This is a genomic window from Bacteroidia bacterium (assembly GCA_033391075.1).
Lineage (GTDB): Bacteria > Bacteroidota > Bacteroidia > J057 > J057 > JAWPMV01.
The window spans coordinates 3,658,332-3,673,834 of the sequence record JAWPMV010000001.1 but is presented as its reverse complement, the minus strand read 5'-3'; the positions used below and the strand labels follow the sequence as shown (position 1 = coordinate 3,673,834).

Below are 15,503 nucleotides of genomic sequence, written 5' to 3'. Positions count from 1 at the left end.
AAAAAAGTCTGCGAGAGGCAAATCAGGAGAAGGAATCTATGCAAAAACGGGAATTCTATCTGTCACGTTTTTTCCCGCACTGTGTCAAGCATACACAGAAACCGAAACTCCTATTTAACACCATAAAATGGCTGAAACACTAGAAGCTAAGAAAACTGAGCAAAAGAAAGCGAAACCCAGAAGTAACCTCAAAGCCGCATTTAAAACCTATATTTGGCCGCGTAGGCGGCTGCTGGGCTTCGGGCTTTTTTTGGTATTGATAAGTCGAGCTGCCGGCTTTGTTTTGCCTATAGCACCTAAATACATCATAGATGAGGTAGTAGGAATGGGCAATACCGAATTACTCTACCCCCTTTTGGCAGCGATTTTGATTGCCATTTCTATACAGGCCGTTACTTCTTATTATTTGGTTAAACTATTGAGCGTAGAAGCTCAGTACCTGATTGCAGAACTGCGTTCTCGGGTGCAGCAGCATATTATAAAATTGCCAACCAAATTCTATGATAATACCCAATCGGGGAGTCTGGTCTCCCGGGTGATGACGGATGTGGAAGGGGTTCGGAATCTGGTCGGAACAGGTTTTACCCAATTGATCGGAGGCAGTATTACGGCTGTCGGAGCCTTTGTTTTCCTCATTTACATCAATGCGAAAGTTACCTTTGTCGCCTTGGTTCCTTTGATCATTTTTGGCGTTATATCTTTTCGCGCTTTTGGAAGGATTCGACCTATCTTCCGGGAGAGGGGAAAGATTCAGGCAGAAGTCAACGGACGTCTGACAGAGTCAATGGGTGGCATACGGGTAATCAAAGGATTTCATGCGGAGGAACAGGAGATTCAAGTATTTAAATCCGGTGTGCTCCGAATTTATGAAAACATCAAAAGCTCTCTGACTACCACCAGTTTTGTTACCAGTATGGCAACTTTTCTGATTGGATTAGCGACTGTCTTGATTCTTTTATTGGCTACTCCGGATTTGATTGCAGAGAATATGACTGAAGGGGATTTGCTTGCCTATATGGGTATACTCGCCCTTATGGTATTTCCTATTGTTCAGATCGGAAATATCGGTAGCCAGCTGACAGATGCCCTTGCCGGACTGGATCGGACAGAAGAATTATTGCAAATGAAAACCGAAGATGATGACCCGAATCGGACATATAAGATTGGCGAAATCAAAGGAGATATTATTTTTTCGGATGTTCATTTCTCCTATGATGAAGGTAAAGAGGTATTGACTGACATAAATCTTGATGCTCCTGCAGGCTCTACCATAGCCTTGGTAGGGACTTCTGGTTCCGGAAAGACAACCATCGCCGGATTAGCAGCTTCTTTCTTAAATCCCGATTCCGGGACCATTACAGTCGATGGAATCGATCTCTCAAGCATCAATTTAGAATCCTACCGTTCTCAACTCGGGGTGGTTTTGCAGGATGACTTTTTGTTTGAAGGGACCATACGAGAAAACATTCTCTTCTCACGTCCTTCAGCGACCACAGATGAAATCGAAAATGCGGTCATAGCAGCCTATGTACATGAATTCGCAGATCGTTTTGAGGAGGGACTGGAAACCTTGATTGGGGAAAGAGGAGTGAAGCTTTCTGGTGGACAAAGGCAAAGAATTACCATTGCAAGAGCGATCCTGGCCAATCCGCGTATACTTATCCTTGACGAAGCTACTTCAAACCTGGACAATCAGAGTGAGAAATTTATCCAACAGAGTTTGACTGAGTTACTCAAAGGGAGAACTACCTTTGTCATTGCTCACCGTTTGAGTACCATTCGTAAAGCTGATCAAATCCTGGTGATAGAAGAAGGTAAAATAGCCGAAAGAGGAAGCCATGATGAATTGATGGCAAAGCAAGGGCGTTATTTTGATCTGCATACCTATCAATCCCGGATATAGATTATTTTTTTGAAGTTATATCAAAAAAGGAATAATGGCTTTTCGCGATGCGGGATAAGTCGGGAACTTTTCTTGATACCATTTGTGGTGAGTGAGTGCGCGAGGAAATAAATTGCAGAAGGTCCAGAGTGCAAAACTTGCTGCAGCCGGATTCCAGGCCAATAAAGCAAAGCCTGTCCATTCCATTATTTCTCCCAAGTAATTTGGGCAGGAAATAAAAGGATATAGACCCTTTTGGGGAATTTGATATCCTTTGCCCTTTTTCCTGAGCTTGATAAGTATTTGATCTGCCTGAAGGTTGATGAAGAAACCTCCAAAAAATAGGAGAAGCCCTAGTATTTGGTTTAAGCTAAAATCCAGGGATTGACTTTCTCCCAGAAAGCCCAGATAATAGCCATTGAAAAATCCATTTGTGGCATTGAAAAGCAAGGCCGAAATGAGAATAAGCAAAGGCATTTGTTTTCCCTGACTTATTAGTCGAAAAGGAAATAGTATACTTCTGTTGAAATAGTGGAGAACCCAAAGCCCGAGCAATAAATAGAGGAAGGAGGATTTTGTAGAAGGACCGATCCAGGTAATTAATGGAAACAAGACCAAAGCCGGCAATTCCATCCAGAACCATCCCCAGTGATTGGCGATGGTCATTTTGCTTTTCAAATGATTGTGTCTCCCATAAGGAGCAATCAGTTTTGTAAACAAAAGAACCAGCAAAATAATAATCGCAAGTAGGGACCAGGCAGCGAGCAGGCAGTAGTAGAAATTCATGGATAAATACCTAAATTTGGATCCTGAGATTAAGCCTGAAAATTACTCAAATTGTATAAAATAGCAGCCCTAAGCCTGATAATCTTTTTCTTATTTTCCTGTCAGGAAGAGAAGAAGAAAGATGAGATGAAATCTATGGAAATCTCCAGCCAAATGAAATTCGAAGAAATGCCTGCCTTTGACAGTCTGTTGAAGGCAAGGAATGTTTTTGGAGGAATCTTGATTTATGATCCTGATCAGAATACCTACTATGGCAATGATAAATCCTATAGTGAATCGGGCTACTTACCTGCATCAACCTTCAAGATCGCTAATAGCCTGGTAGGTTTGAGTACGGGAGTGGTGAAAGATGAAACGAGTATGTTCTACTGGGATGGGGAAGAGAAGGCCCTGGATGTATGGGAAGAAGATATGAATCTGGCTCGTGCCTTTCAGGTTTCCTGTGTGCCTTGTTATCAGCATTTGGCAAGAGAAGTGGGAGTAAAACAAATGAGGCATTGGGTAGACAAAATGGAGTATAAAGAGATGGTCTTTGATGAGGAAAGTTTGGATACCTTTTGGCTCATGGGGGACTCCCGGATTAGCCCATTTCAACAGATTGATTTTCTGCAGCGGATTTTTGAAGGGAAATTAAAGGTGGAAGAAAAGTTCGTGGAAATACTCAAAAAGATTATGCGGGTGGAAGGGAAGTCAGAGGATCCACTTTATGCCAAAAGTGGTTGGTCAATAGATGGCGGAATAAATATGGGTTGGTACGTAGGAAGAATGGAGAAAGGGGATCGTATCCTCTATTTCGCCACACATATTCAACCTCTGGATCAGGAAAATATTGGAGACTTCGTCAATCATCGTATCGATGTGAGTTTAGAAGCCCTCGAACTGATGTAAAAAAAATAGGGGCCGATCTTAATCGACCCCTAAAGCATTGCATCATGCGTTTATAAAAAATCTTTTATTCCCGTATCTCTTCTCGCTTCATTCTTGAGCCAAACATACCGCCTTTTTTTCTACTACTTGACGGGAAATAATTGTTCTTACGATCAATATCAGCTACCCGGTAGCTGGGATCAATCACAATACGATCAATATTTTTGGGATTCTTATCGAGGGTGAAGGTATATTCTTCGTTTGTCCAGGGCCAGTCTTCTAATACCGTCCTTTTTACCTCCCCATACCAGGCTTCAGCCTCTTTCTCGCCCCGCATCATAACGAGGGGAATATAAATCAGCTCCTGACTCCCATCTTTATAGGTAACAAGAATGTCCAATGGCATCGGCATTTTACCTACTCTCTTCAAGCTTACCTTGCTTCCTTTTTTAAAGGCTTCCAGCGTACTGACCTCATAGTCAATATTGTGCGTACTATTGATCCAGTATTCAAAATACCAATCCAGTTCCAGACCGGATTCTTTTTCCATCACGCGTTTGAAATCGGTTACATTGGGATGCTTGAATTTCCAGGTATTATAGTAGCGAAGCATGGCTGGATAGAATTTCTCCTCGCCCATGATATAACTTAGTTGGTTAAGCGCGATGGCTCCCCGGGAATAGGCAGAGGTAATATATGCTCTATTCAGACTATAATGATCTGAATGCATGCTCATAGGCTCAACTGCATTGGCTTGCACCAGGCTTTGGTATCCGAAATATGAACCCGCATAGGGATTCAGGCTATTCTTATTGTTGATCTTGTCCAATACATAGCTACTGGCAAAACTGGTGAATCCTTCGTCCATCCAGGGATAGAGAGACTCATTACTTCCCAGTACCATTTGATACCAGCTATGGATGGCTTCATGTACCGTAACTCCAAGGAGACCTCCATAAGAACGAGATCCTGTGATTAGGGTCGCCATGGGATATTCCATTCCCCCATCTCCTCCCTGGATCACAGAGTATTGTTTATAGGGATATTTGCCAAAGGTCTTATTCAGGATTTGAAATGCTTTTGAAGCATCTTCAGGAAGTTTCTCCCAATTGTTGCGGGTAGAGTCCACCTGATAAAAGAAATGAAGCATAGGACCATCAGGGACCTGGTGTTTGGTATGGCGATAGTCCGGATCAGCTGCCCAAAGAAAATCATGTACATTCGGGGCGATGAAACGCCAGCTCAATTTATCCCCTTCGACCGGCTCAATTTCAACTCCTTCATCCTCGTATCCATGCCCGATTTTATTGGGGTTTTGTAAATAGCCTGAAGCTGCAACTACGTACTTCTTATCAATATTGATGGTTACATCAAAGTCTCCCCAAACCCCATAGAATTCTCTGCCTACATAGGGATTGGCATGCCATCCTTCATAATCATACTCACACAGCTTCGGATACCACTGAGCCATTGAATATTCAATGCCTTCGCGATTATCTCTACCGGTTCTACGGATTTGTAGGGGAACCTGCGCCTCAAATTCCATATCCAATTGTACCGTTTCCCCAGGTAAAATGGGAGAAGGGAGCTCTACTTCCAGAATAGTTCCCTGCATGTTAAACTCTATGGCTTCCCCGCGGTATTTGAGAGATTTGATTTTTTGATACCCAATCTGATCTTCTTCCAGATGAAAAATTCGATCTCTGACACGACCGTCCGGATCAGGGATACTTCTGGAACGCACATCCATCATACTACCTGGTTGAAAAGCATTGAAGTAAAGATGATAAAAAACAGAATTGAGGGTATCGGGTGAATGATTGGTGTATGCGATATTTTGAACTCCGCTTAACTGATCCTTCTGTACATCCATGTCGATTTCCATTTTATAGGAAATTCTTTGCTGCCAGCGTTCATCTGCACGTGGGATACTTGATTCAGTGGCTTTATCTGATGCCAGGACTTTGCCTTTCTGGGCATTCTCCATCTCTTCATTCAGGTGATCGGTAAATACGATGCCATTGAGGTGATCGATCTCATGTTGAAAGATTACAGCTGTAAAATCTTCGATCATCTCATAATGATGAGATCCGTCAAGCTTATCGTATTCAATCAGGATGGCATATCCGCGATTTACAGTATCTCTCACATCCGGAATACTCAGACATCCTTCCAGGCCTTCCTGTCTCAAACTGGTGTATTGTACAATTTTGGGATTGAGATATACTTCGAAAGGAAATCCTTCTTTGTCAAATCTTTGTACCCAGATGATTCTTCTCGAAAGACCTACTTGTGGAGCGGCTATGCCTACTCCCATTGATTTTGGGTCGGTAACGGTTTTGTATAATCTTCGGATGAAATATTGAAGTACTTCATCCTCTTTATCCACCCTTACATCTGCTGACTTTTCTCTCAGTAAAGTTGAATCCTCTTTTTGGGTGATTAAATACAAGCGCATAGGGCTTTCTTTCTCACCGGAGAGGATGAATTCTTTTTCAGTTTCACTAAATGAATCCTGGGAAAAAAGTGGAAAAAACAGGATGAGGGATAATGCTGTTAACAGGAGTGTTCTTTTCATCCTCAAATATATATAAAAAGGAAAAGACACCGAACCGTTTTGCACAGTCGATGTCTTTGTTCACACCACACTTCACTAATTATTCTTAATGAAACAAATCAATAACTCTTTGTGTTTTCGGTTTTGTTGATTTTTTATCTAAAAACTTCCGGATTTGGATAGAATGCTGCTAAAGCGAACCAATATCCGATGGTCTGTTTAATTTTTACTAATCTTGTTCCTTGCCTAGGTCCACTCACTGCTTCCCCAAAAACATCCCACTTATTTCCTTCCTGGTCTTTCATAACTACCGGCAACTCATTTTGAACCGCAGATAGATTCAGCTCTGTACCATCCTCCAATTTACGCTGATAGGCGAGTAGAAAATTTTTGCTTTCGCTGCCAACAACCACCAAAGGAATTCCTGCAAAAAAATCTGGCCGAACTTCGATAGGTGAATGATTCACCGCACTGAATCGATAGGCTTTGAGGAATTGTCCTTGCAAGATGCCGAGGAACCTCTCTTTTTTATGATAAAGATCGTTTAAGGGATTAACCGGAAATATGAGTGAATTGTTTGTCAGATAATCCCCATAAGGATAAAGGCCATATCTCCGTTCAAACCCTGTATTCGTATTCATCACCCGTGTATCCGGGTACATTTGACTCCAGGTTTCCCAACTGGTTTCTACCACCTGGATCAAATCTGCTTCTACTCCTTTATTATTCCCGTGAATAGATGTCAGGAGCAATTGGGACCACTCGCTATCCGTTTCCCTATCATAAGGAATGAGATTGGAGTTATACAATAGACCAGAAACTCCGAAAGTGGTTACATTTCCATTAATATTTCTATCCCAGGCAAAAGCAGTACCTGTCAAGGGACAGTAATTCAGCGAAAAATACTGCCCATTCAGACTATCATTCACAATCTCATGCCAATCCAGAATCATGTGTGGATAGGCTTTTGTCTTATTCCCGATTTTTATCCCTACTACCAGGTCCTGGTTTGACAAAAATGAACGCGCGTCAATAACATCTGTAAACTCAGGCTCATCTATAGAAGGGATACCATCTTTGCCCGGACCCCCATCCAATACTTCTTCTATGGGAACTAGCCAATCAGGATTTGTAGGACTGGGACTTGGGTTGGGGTTAGGATTTCCATTGCCTTGATTTGTACCGGGATCAGGTACCTCTGCTGATTCTTCGCAGGCGATAAAACCCAGGAGAATAATTGCAAAAAATATGTGGGCAATTGCTTTCATACCAAACTAGACAATCAAAAATAGTCGATAGTCTGGCTTGGGTATGTCTTAAAGATGACAGAAATTCAATCAGGCAGGATTTTTTATTCGTTCAAAACTGATCAGGTCTCCGGCTTCTAATCCATATTTGTCAGAAAAGCCACCGATCACCTCGAGTACATATTGTGCTGGAGCGGTGCTGGGCAAGGATTTATCAGACATTGGAGAGGCATTTTTTTGGATATTGACTATCCTGTTTTCGGAATCAATAAAGATCAGATCCAGAGAGATATAGGTATTTCGCATCCAAAAAGAGCGGGGTTCCGATGCCGGGAAGATAAATAGCATTCCCTGACTATCGCTCATGTTCCGGCGATACATCAATCCGATTTCAATACTTTCCGGTTCATCTGCAATCTCTATATCAATCTGGCGAATACTGGCCTGATTGTCTTTATCAATGAGGGTTAAACTTCCTTCTTTCACAAATTTAGGTTCCAAAGGTTGGGAAAAGCTGGAATTATCTTTGCCCCCGGATTTGCATCCAACAAGGAGCAGGCTAAAGACAGCTACTATCAAAAGGCTATAGCCGGATGTAAATAAATATTTCCTCATATCAGAATTGTCGTTGAACTTGACCTATTCTTACAATTTTATTCATTTCCCACTTGAATAAGGGGGATATCTTTCGCTTTGATTGCCTGATTAAATGCAGAGAGTTTTTCTCCCAAAAGCTGATCAATCCTTGCAGAAACTTCCTGCCAATCCGCAAGAACATCAACTAAACGATCTTTCTGCCCTTGTGTTACGGGTGGGGGAGAACCATCAATTGCACCCATGATGTATACCAGATTCGCGTCCAGTTTATTCTCGAAATTAATTACATCCTGAAATGTTTTTTGTTTCGGCTGGATCAATAGAGCTTCCAATTCCTTGATTTCTTTCTGAATAGATTTTCCTTCTTTCGTCAGTTCTTCGTGATCGTCTCCCAATAGTTCCAGAAAAGAAGAAATCTGCTTATTTGCGGCTCGTAAATCCCTTACAGAAGCATAAAGATCTGTAACAGCATCATAGGCTTTGATCATGCTGCTTTCTTTTTCCTGGTATTCTCTGAGTGAGGCTCCAAAACGTGGATCAGGCAATACTTTGAAACTTCTACTCAAAGTGTCTTCACCAACAAACATTTCCATTCTGTAATTGCCCGGTCCTTTTTCAAAGCCATTTAACCCTCCAATAACCATGATCCCTTTTATTCCTTCTATCTTCTCAGTCTGCATATTCCATACCCATTTGTTCATCCCTTCTTTTGCAGGCATTTTTTTGATCTCCCGGATCAAGTTTCCTCCTTCATCATAAATCTTTGCAGTGGGCTTCAAGCTGTCGCTGGCGAGGGTATAGAAGAAGACGGTTCCATTATCCGGATTTACCCCCAGGGTCTTGGAGCGGTCATTTCTTCCACCTCCATAGAGATAAGGATTTCGGGGTTGAAAGAGATGGGCCTGGGCATCTGAAATGCTTTCTTCCATCTGATGCAAAGGAGTAAGGTCATCCAAGACCCAAAATGCACGTCCCTGGGTTGCAGCCAGAAGATCATTGTGGTGTACCTTCAAGTCTGTAATTGGGACAATGGGGAGATTCAATTGAAATTTCTTCCAGCTATTTCCTTCATCAAAAGAGATATACAAACCGGTTTCTGTACCTGCATATAGTAAGCCCTTTCTTTTGGGATCTTCACGAACAACTCGTACATGGGCTTCTTCCTCTATGCCTGATACTTTTCTTTCCCAGGTATTGCCGAAATCTTTGGTGATAAAGATATGGGGGGTAAAGTCATTGAATTTGTATCTATTTACAGCAACATAGGCTGTGCCTTCTTCATGAGAGGAAGTTTCGATCGCATTAATCATGGCTTCCCCGATATTGGGAGGAGTGATATTGGTCCAGCTTTTTCCACCATCTTTGGTAAGGTGAAGTAAACCATCATCTGTTCCTGCCCAAATCGTCTCGGCGTCTTTTTGGGATTCTGCGATATAGTAAATGGTATGATATACTTCTCCACCGGCTCCTTCACTGGTAATAGGTCCGCCGCCAAAGCCCAGATGCTCATCTACATTTCTGGTCAAATCTCCACTTATATCTTCCCATGCCAATCCTTTATTGGTGGATTTGAGCAATACATTTCCTGCATGATAAATCACCTCAGGATTATGTTTGGAAACCAGAATTGGGGCATTCCAATTGAAGCGATATTTCTGATCTTTAGGCTGTGTACCCAATCCAAGGAAAGAGTAGGCCATCACATCTTTGCCGGTACGTGTTTCCGTATTATAGGCTTCGATGATTCCCTGATAACAACCCGCATAAACAATGCTGGGATCATTAGGGTCGAAAGCCGTATAGGCACTTTCGCAGCCTCCTACCGGATAAAAATCATTTACGGAGATTCCTCCGCGAGCTGTACGGCTTGGTACGGCCATGCTGCTGTTGTCCTGTTGGCCGCCGTATATATAGTAAGGTATGCGGTTATCGGCATTTATACGGTAAAACTGGGCCGTAGGCTGATTGCTTTGAATACTCCAGGTTTTTCCTCCATTGAAGGTGATGTTTGAACCTCCATCATTGGCATTGATTTGTATATCGGGATTGGTGGGATTGTACCAAAGGTCATGGTTGTCCCCATGTCGCGTTCTTACAGGGCTGAAACTTTTGCCCCCGTCTTTGGAACGAAGGTAAGGAGCATTCAAGACTACGACCTGATCGGCATCCACCGGATTGGCAAAAACATGCATATAGTACCAACTTCTCGCATGCAGGATACGGTCTCCATTGATAAGTCTCCAAGATTCTCCGGCATTATCTGAGCGATACAGCCCTCCTTTCGGGGATTCTATAATGGCATATACACGATTGGGATCTGCGGGAGAAACTGAAACTCCGATTTTCCCCATCAAATCCGGTAGACCTTTACTCAATTCTTCCCAATTTTCCCCTCCATCTGTACTTTTATATATTCCACTACCAGGTCCACCGCTGACTACTTTCCAGGGATGTCTGATATGTTCCCAGAAAGCGGCATATAGTACACGAGGATTATGGGCATCCATACTCAGATCCGATGCACCTGCTTTTTCGCTTACGTACAAAACTTTCTCCCAATTTTCTCCGCCATCTGTACTTTTATAAATACCTCGGTCTTCCGTATATCCATACGGACTCCCCTGGGCGGCAACATAGATCAGATCAGGATTTTTTGGATGGATACGAACCCGTGAAATTTGGCGCACTTTATTCAGGCCCATATGCTTCCAGGTTTTTCCCGCATCCGTTGATTTATAAACCCCATCTCCATGGGAAGTCATAACCCCTCTTACAGGTGATTCACCCATGCCAACCACAATGACATTTGGATCTGAATCTGCTATAGCTATAGCCCCCACAGATCCTGTCTGAAAGAAACCATCGGAGATATTACTCCAGCTCGCACCTGCATCACTAGTTTTCCATAATCCTCCTCCGGTGGTTCCCATATAATAAGTAAAGGGATCATGTGCTAAGCCTGCAACAGCTGTAGAACGGCCTCCGCGATGAGGACCGACATTTCTCCAGCTCATGGCCTGGTACATGCTTTCTGAGTAAGTGAGAGTAGGAACTTCTGCTACTTCTTTCTTTTTCTTCTTTTTCTTTTGTGCCTGGATTTCAGGACTGATGAAGAAAATCAGGAGGAGGAAAAAAATGGAAAATAGGCTAATAGGGCGAGACATAGTAGTTTCGATTTGTTTAGGTCAATATAGTATCTCAGGTGCTGAATCGCAATTTAGATACGGCTACTTTTCTGTAAGACGAGTTTCCGAAAATTGAGGGTGTGAGCTATGATGAGAATGATAGAAGCAGCATATATGAGGTATTCAAACACGGGGCTGCTATGGTGAAGCAAAACGCTGCAGAAAAGAGAAAGGTAAGTCGTCCACAAGAGAATCTTCAGGAAGCTGCTTCGGCTATGTTTACTTGAGAAGAAAACCGCGATAAAACCCAATGCAAGAAAGACAATATCCCAAAATTCATGGAGGAAGAAAGAGCTGTGGACTTCCTGTAAGCTGGCACCAAATCCGATAAGGACCGGAGCAGCAACGCAATGAAGCAGGCATAAAAGTGCACTGCCCATTCCCAATACATCAGAAAGTTCTCTACTATCTCTATCTTTTCTGTGGATGTTCATCATAGATAGGGCAAATATAATGCTTCTTGCAACAGGGTTGCAAAAATATTTCTAAATAATTTTAGCCTTCGATCGTCAGCTAGCAACGGATTGCCTCATATCTCCCCAAATCCTGTTTGTCAAAGCCTCTAAGCCATTGGTCGAGAATATTCAAATCGCTGGAAAGAAGCTCTTATATTTAAGCATTCAACAGATTTCAAACTATATTTGCAGGGAATTTCATGTCTATGTTGCAAACCCAGGCTTTAGCATTTTCATATACTCCTGAACGAACTTTTCATTTTCCTGATCTTGATGTCGAGAAAGGGGGAAGTCTTTTGATTCTGGGAGAATCGGGAAAAGGGAAAACTACCTTTCTCAATTTACTTGCGGGATTTATTCGGCCTTCTTCGGGGCAAATTTTTATAGACGAAGAAGAAATTAGTAGCATGCCGGCAGCTAGCCTGGATATATTTCGGGGAAGACACATAGGTATGGTATTTCAGTCAGCCCATTTTGTCAAGGCCCTGAACGTGGAGGAAAATCTGAAGATGGCCCAGCTTTTTGCCCGATCAGAAAATAGGGGAAGTGGGATTATAAGAGATACCCTGGGTCGATTGAATTTAGGGGGGAAGTTGAAAGACTATCCCCATAGACTAAGTATCGGCGAACAACAAAGAGTAGCCATTGCTCGTGCGCTTATTAATCAACCTAAAGTGATTTTGGCAGATGAGCCTACTAGTGCGCTTGATGACAAGAACTGTGAACAGGTGCTGGATCTTTTGAAAGAACAGGCAGAAATCGCTGGAGCGAGCTTAGTGATCGTTACCCATGATAAGCGTCTGAAGGATCGCATTGATAACCGAGTCGAACTCTAAGCAAAAGAAATTGAATCTATTTAAAATAAGCTGGAAGAATCTTTGGGCAAGACCCTGGCCGACTTTTATGAGTCTGCTCCTTTTTGCTATGGGAGTAGGGATTATTTCCTTGCTTTTGATTATGCGGGAAAGTTTGGATGAAAGCTTTAAAAAGAACATCAGGGGGATCGATATGGTGATAGGGGCGAAAGGCAGTCCTCTTCAATTGATTCTAAGCAGTGTCTATCATATCGATAATCCGACAGGTAATATTTCCCTTGCAGAAGCTAATAAACTAAAAAAGCATCCTTTGGTAGAGCAGGGAATCCCCCTGGCGTTTGGAGATAACTACAAAGGCTTTAAAATACTGGGAACTACAGATGAATACCTGAAACTCTACGAAGGGAAAATCGAAGCAGGGAATGCCTGGGATCATGAGTTTGAGGTAGTGCTGGGAGGAGTCCTGGCTGAAAGACTCGGACTCAAGATAGGCGATGAGTTTTTTAGCAATCACGGCCTGATAGGAGAAGTCAATGCGCATGAAAATCATCCTTATAAAGTAGTAGGAACGCTTGAGAAATCAGGTACTGTTCTGGATCAATTGATATTGACAGGTCTCGAAAGTATTTGGGGAGTGCATGAGGAACATGAGGAGGAGCATGATGATGTGGAGGAAAAAGACCGCGATATAACTGCCATGCTCATCAAGTTTCGTAGTCCTATGGGTATGATGCAGCTGCCCCGAATGGTCAATAGCCAAACGAGTATGCAGGCAGCATTGCCTGCTATTGAGGTGAATCGTCTTTTTGACCTCTTTGCCGTAGGAATTCAACTGATTCGAGGGATTGCTATTGCAATCATGATTATTTCTGGAATCAGCATCTTTATTTCCCTCTATAATAATCTGCTCGACCGCAAATACGAATTGGCCTTGATGAGAAGCCTGGGAGCGACGCGCCCTGAATTGTTCATGATGATTGTTTTGGAAGGCTTGATGATTGCCATTATTGGATACATAGCGGGTATTCTGATGAGTCGCCTGGGAATCCAGATCCTGGATTCTTTAATCCAAACCAACTACCGATATGATCTTGACGTATTATCGAGTATGCAAGAAGAGGGCTTTTTGTTAATTGCCAGTTTGATCCTCGGTGTATTGGCTGCATTTTTACCGGCCCTCAATGCATGGAGGACGGATATCGCTGAAACCCTCAGTTCCTGATTTATGAGACAATTTATTTTTATCCTATTTATACTAGCCTCTTCTCGACTTTCCGCTCAGCTTGATTTGAGCTGGGAAACTCTTGCGGAGATAGAATATTCTTATGTCCAGAATTATGAGGCAAATTTTTGGTATGGTACTCCGAGTTTCAGTGAGTCTGTAAAAGGACTGGAGGGGAAAGAAGTAAAAATTAAAGGCTATGTCCTTCCTATGGATGTAAGTGGTGAGCAATACGTACTTTCTGCCTTTCCATTTGCCTCCTGCTTTTTTTGTGGTGGGGCAGGGCAGGAGTCTGTGATTGAATTGCGCTTGGAAGATTATGACCGAAAATTTGAGACGGATGAATATCTCGAATTTCGAGGCATTCTTAAGCTGAATGATGCAGAATTAGAGTTGAATTATATTTTGGACAAAGCCCAGGTGTTGAATGATTAATTGCTCGAACTTATGAAAGAGATAACTACCTATATTTTAGCTCTGGCTATGCCTCTTTTGCTGGCCTTTCATCCTCCGCTTATCAAGATTGACTGGTCGAATCTGAGCGATGTCAGTTTCGAGGATAAGTATTATGAAGAATTTGACCAGTATCTACCGTATCCAACTTTCGGCCAAAGTGTAAAAGATCTGGAAGATAAAGAGGTGCAAATCAGTGGGTACATCATTCCTATCGAACCGGAAAGATACATCCTGTCTCAAAATCCCTTTGCCTCTTGTTTCTTTTGTGGAGGTGCCGGTCCGGAAACGGTCCTGGAATTGGAATTGACGTCTTACGACAAGACTTACTATACGGATCAGTACCTCAGTTTCAAAGGAATTTTAAAATTGAACATCGAGGATATTGATAAATTGAACTACCTGCTTCAATCAGCTGAAGAAGTAGAGGAGTAAGTTCCGAAAAATTCTCAGGAGGCCTCAGAAAACACTTTGTCGAAAGACTATACTTTCAAAGGGAGAAAAACCTCAGCCATCATACAACGTGCACTCCCGCCTCCATAAGCCTCTATCGTGTCTAAAGGACTATGCAGGATTTTCGTATGCTGATGAATTTTGTCTATTTGATCTTCTCTTAAGGACTTATATGCCTGGCTGGACATAACCAGGAAAGTATCTCCATCTTCATTTTTAACCTGCAACATATTTCCTGCGAAAGCTTCCATTTGCTCCAGGCTTATATCTATAAGTTCTTTATCCTTACTGGCAAAAAGTCTGCGTAATGCCTGGTTCTGATCGGAATCGCGAATGCTATCCATGCAAATAACCACAAAGGTTTCTCCCAAAGCCATCATTACATTGGTATGGTAAATCGCAATTCCGTTTCGATCGACGGATTGAAAGAGAACTTTTTTGTAGCCAGTGAAAGAACAAAACTTATCCAGTAGTTCTACACTGGTTCTGTCGCTTGTACAGGCATAAGCCAATTTGTTAGGTCTGTCGAGGATCAGGCTCCCGGTTCCTTCCAGATAGAGATTTTGGGACTCACCTCCCTCCAAATGGAAACGATCCTTTACCTCAAATCTCTTTCCCAGATCCTCTATTATATCCTCTCTTCTCTCCCGACTTCTCATTTCTGAATACATGGGATAAGTGATGACAGCTCCATTTTCATGGGTCGTAAGCCAGTTGTTGGGAAAAACCGCATCCGTTTTTATCGGTTCCTCTGTATCCTGGGCGACGATAATATCTACTCCTGCATTTCTCAAAGTCTGCACGAAGTCATCAAATTCCTGAATGGCCTTTTGTTTAATCTTATTAATGCTCAAACTTTGATCGTTTGTCTGAAAAGCATTGTTCTGCGCTGTCTCCGCATTGTAGCCAAAATTAGCAGGCCGGACCATGAGAATATGAGAAGAAATCTGTTTTGTCATATATTAAAAATTGCCCGAATGTAAT

The 15,503-nt window shown here is 42.4% G+C and carries 13 protein-coding genes; 6 read left to right on the top strand and 7 right to left on the bottom strand.

The features are described 5' to 3' along the window. Positions 1 to 127: 127 nt before the first annotated feature. A complete protein-coding gene (locus R8P61_14670; protein MDW3648310.1) occupies positions 128 to 1,903 on the top strand; it encodes an ABC transporter ATP-binding protein in 1,776 nt (591 codons plus the stop codon). A gap of 15 nt (positions 1,904 to 1,918) precedes the next feature. Here R8P61_14670 and R8P61_14665 read toward each other — a convergent pair whose 3' ends face one another. Further along, positions 1,919 to 2,668 carry a DUF1295 domain-containing protein gene (locus R8P61_14665; protein MDW3648309.1) on the bottom strand — a complete coding sequence of 250 codons (750 nt, stop codon included), beginning with the start codon at positions 2,666 to 2,668 and terminating at the stop codon, positions 1,919 to 1,921. Positions 2,669 to 2,719: 51 nt separating this feature from the next. Between R8P61_14665 and R8P61_14660 the strand changes: the two genes are divergently transcribed. Beyond that, positions 2,720 to 3,556, top strand: a complete 837-nt coding sequence (locus R8P61_14660) for a penicillin-binding transpeptidase domain-containing protein (GenBank protein ID MDW3648308.1) — start codon at positions 2,720 to 2,722, stop codon at positions 3,554 to 3,556. A gap of 64 nt (positions 3,557 to 3,620) precedes the next feature. Here the strand turns inward: R8P61_14660 and def are convergent, their stop codons facing one another. The 5 genes from def to R8P61_14635 all read right to left on the bottom strand — a co-directional run bounded on the left by def (position 3,621) and on the right by R8P61_14635 (position 11,558). After that, the gene (gene def / locus R8P61_14655) at positions 3,621 to 6,113 is read right to left on the bottom strand and encodes a peptide deformylase (protein MDW3648307.1); all 2,493 of its coding nucleotides are present in this window, start codon (positions 6,111 to 6,113) and stop codon (positions 3,621 to 3,623) included. Between the two features lie 134 nt (positions 6,114 to 6,247). Then, positions 6,248 to 7,360, bottom strand: coding sequence for a DUF3179 domain-containing protein (locus R8P61_14650; GenBank protein MDW3648306.1), 1,113 nt, complete (start codon positions 7,358 to 7,360; stop codon positions 6,248 to 6,250). A gap of 69 nt (positions 7,361 to 7,429) precedes the next feature. Further along, the gene (locus R8P61_14645; GenBank protein ID MDW3648305.1) at positions 7,430 to 7,954 is read right to left on the bottom strand and encodes a DUF192 domain-containing protein; all 525 of its coding nucleotides are present in this window, start codon (positions 7,952 to 7,954) and stop codon (positions 7,430 to 7,432) included. A 38-nt stretch (positions 7,955 to 7,992) separates the two neighbouring features. Then, positions 7,993 to 11,100, bottom strand: coding sequence for a glycosyl hydrolase (locus R8P61_14640; protein ID MDW3648304.1), 3,108 nt, complete (start codon positions 11,098 to 11,100; stop codon positions 7,993 to 7,995). A 53-nt stretch (positions 11,101 to 11,153) separates the two neighbouring features. Continuing rightward, on the bottom strand, positions 11,154 to 11,558 hold the full coding sequence (locus tag R8P61_14635) for a MerC domain-containing protein (GenBank protein MDW3648303.1): 405 nt from the start codon (positions 11,556 to 11,558) through the stop codon (positions 11,154 to 11,156). A 224-nt stretch (positions 11,559 to 11,782) separates the two neighbouring features. Here R8P61_14635 and R8P61_14630 point away from each other — a divergent pair, with 224 nt between their 5' ends. The 4 genes from R8P61_14630 to R8P61_14615 are packed head-to-tail and all read left to right on the top strand — an operon-like array spanning position 11,783 to position 14,501. Then, positions 11,783 to 12,412 (top strand): ATP-binding cassette domain-containing protein, encoded by a 630-nt coding sequence (locus R8P61_14630; protein ID MDW3648302.1) that lies wholly within the window; start codon positions 11,783 to 11,785, stop codon positions 12,410 to 12,412. 10 nt (positions 12,413 to 12,422) lie between these two features. After that, the gene (locus R8P61_14625) at positions 12,423 to 13,613 is read left to right on the top strand and encodes an FtsX-like permease family protein (protein MDW3648301.1); all 1,191 of its coding nucleotides are present in this window, start codon (positions 12,423 to 12,425) and stop codon (positions 13,611 to 13,613) included. Between the two features lie 3 nt (positions 13,614 to 13,616). Beyond that, positions 13,617 to 14,048 carry a DUF3299 domain-containing protein gene (locus R8P61_14620; protein ID MDW3648300.1) on the top strand — a complete coding sequence of 144 codons (432 nt, stop codon included), beginning with the start codon at positions 13,617 to 13,619 and terminating at the stop codon, positions 14,046 to 14,048. Between the two features lie 12 nt (positions 14,049 to 14,060). Then, complete coding sequence (locus R8P61_14615) at positions 14,061 to 14,501, top strand: DUF3299 domain-containing protein (protein ID MDW3648299.1); 441 nt, start codon at positions 14,061 to 14,063, stop codon at positions 14,499 to 14,501. 47 nt (positions 14,502 to 14,548) lie between these two features. On the opposite strand, the gene R8P61_14610 is transcribed toward R8P61_14615, so the two are convergent. After that, positions 14,549 to 15,478 carry an arginine deiminase-related protein gene (locus R8P61_14610; protein MDW3648298.1) on the bottom strand — a complete coding sequence of 310 codons (930 nt, stop codon included), beginning with the start codon at positions 15,476 to 15,478 and terminating at the stop codon, positions 14,549 to 14,551. Between the last annotated feature and the right edge of the window lie 25 nt (positions 15,479 to 15,503).

Coding starts and splice junctions, on each gene's coding strand:
- R8P61_14670 (MDW3648310.1), top strand. CDS start 128: ATGGCTGAAACACTAGAAGCTAAGAAAACTGAGCAAAAGAAAGCGAAA.
- R8P61_14665 (MDW3648309.1), bottom strand. CDS start 2,668: ATGAATTTCTACTACTGCCTGCTCGCTGCCTGGTCCCTACTTGCGATT.
- def (MDW3648307.1), bottom strand. CDS start 6,113: ATGAAAAGAACACTCCTGTTAACAGCATTATCCCTCATCCTGTTTTTT.
- R8P61_14650 (MDW3648306.1), bottom strand. CDS start 7,360: ATGAAAGCAATTGCCCACATATTTTTTGCAATTATTCTCCTGGGTTTT.
- R8P61_14645 (MDW3648305.1), bottom strand. CDS start 7,954: ATGAGGAAATATTTATTTACATCCGGCTATAGCCTTTTGATAGTAGCT.
- R8P61_14640 (MDW3648304.1), bottom strand. CDS start 11,100: ATGTCTCGCCCTATTAGCCTATTTTCCATTTTTTTCCTCCTCCTGATT.
- R8P61_14635 (MDW3648303.1), bottom strand. CDS start 11,558: ATGATGAACATCCACAGAAAAGATAGAGATAGTAGAGAACTTTCTGAT.
- R8P61_14630 (MDW3648302.1), top strand. CDS start 11,783: ATGTTGCAAACCCAGGCTTTAGCATTTTCATATACTCCTGAACGAACT.
- R8P61_14620 (MDW3648300.1), top strand. CDS start 13,617: ATGAGACAATTTATTTTTATCCTATTTATACTAGCCTCTTCTCGACTT.
- R8P61_14615 (MDW3648299.1), top strand. CDS start 14,061: ATGAAAGAGATAACTACCTATATTTTAGCTCTGGCTATGCCTCTTTTG.
- R8P61_14610 (MDW3648298.1), bottom strand. CDS start 15,478: ATGACAAAACAGATTTCTTCTCATATTCTCATGGTCCGGCCTGCTAAT.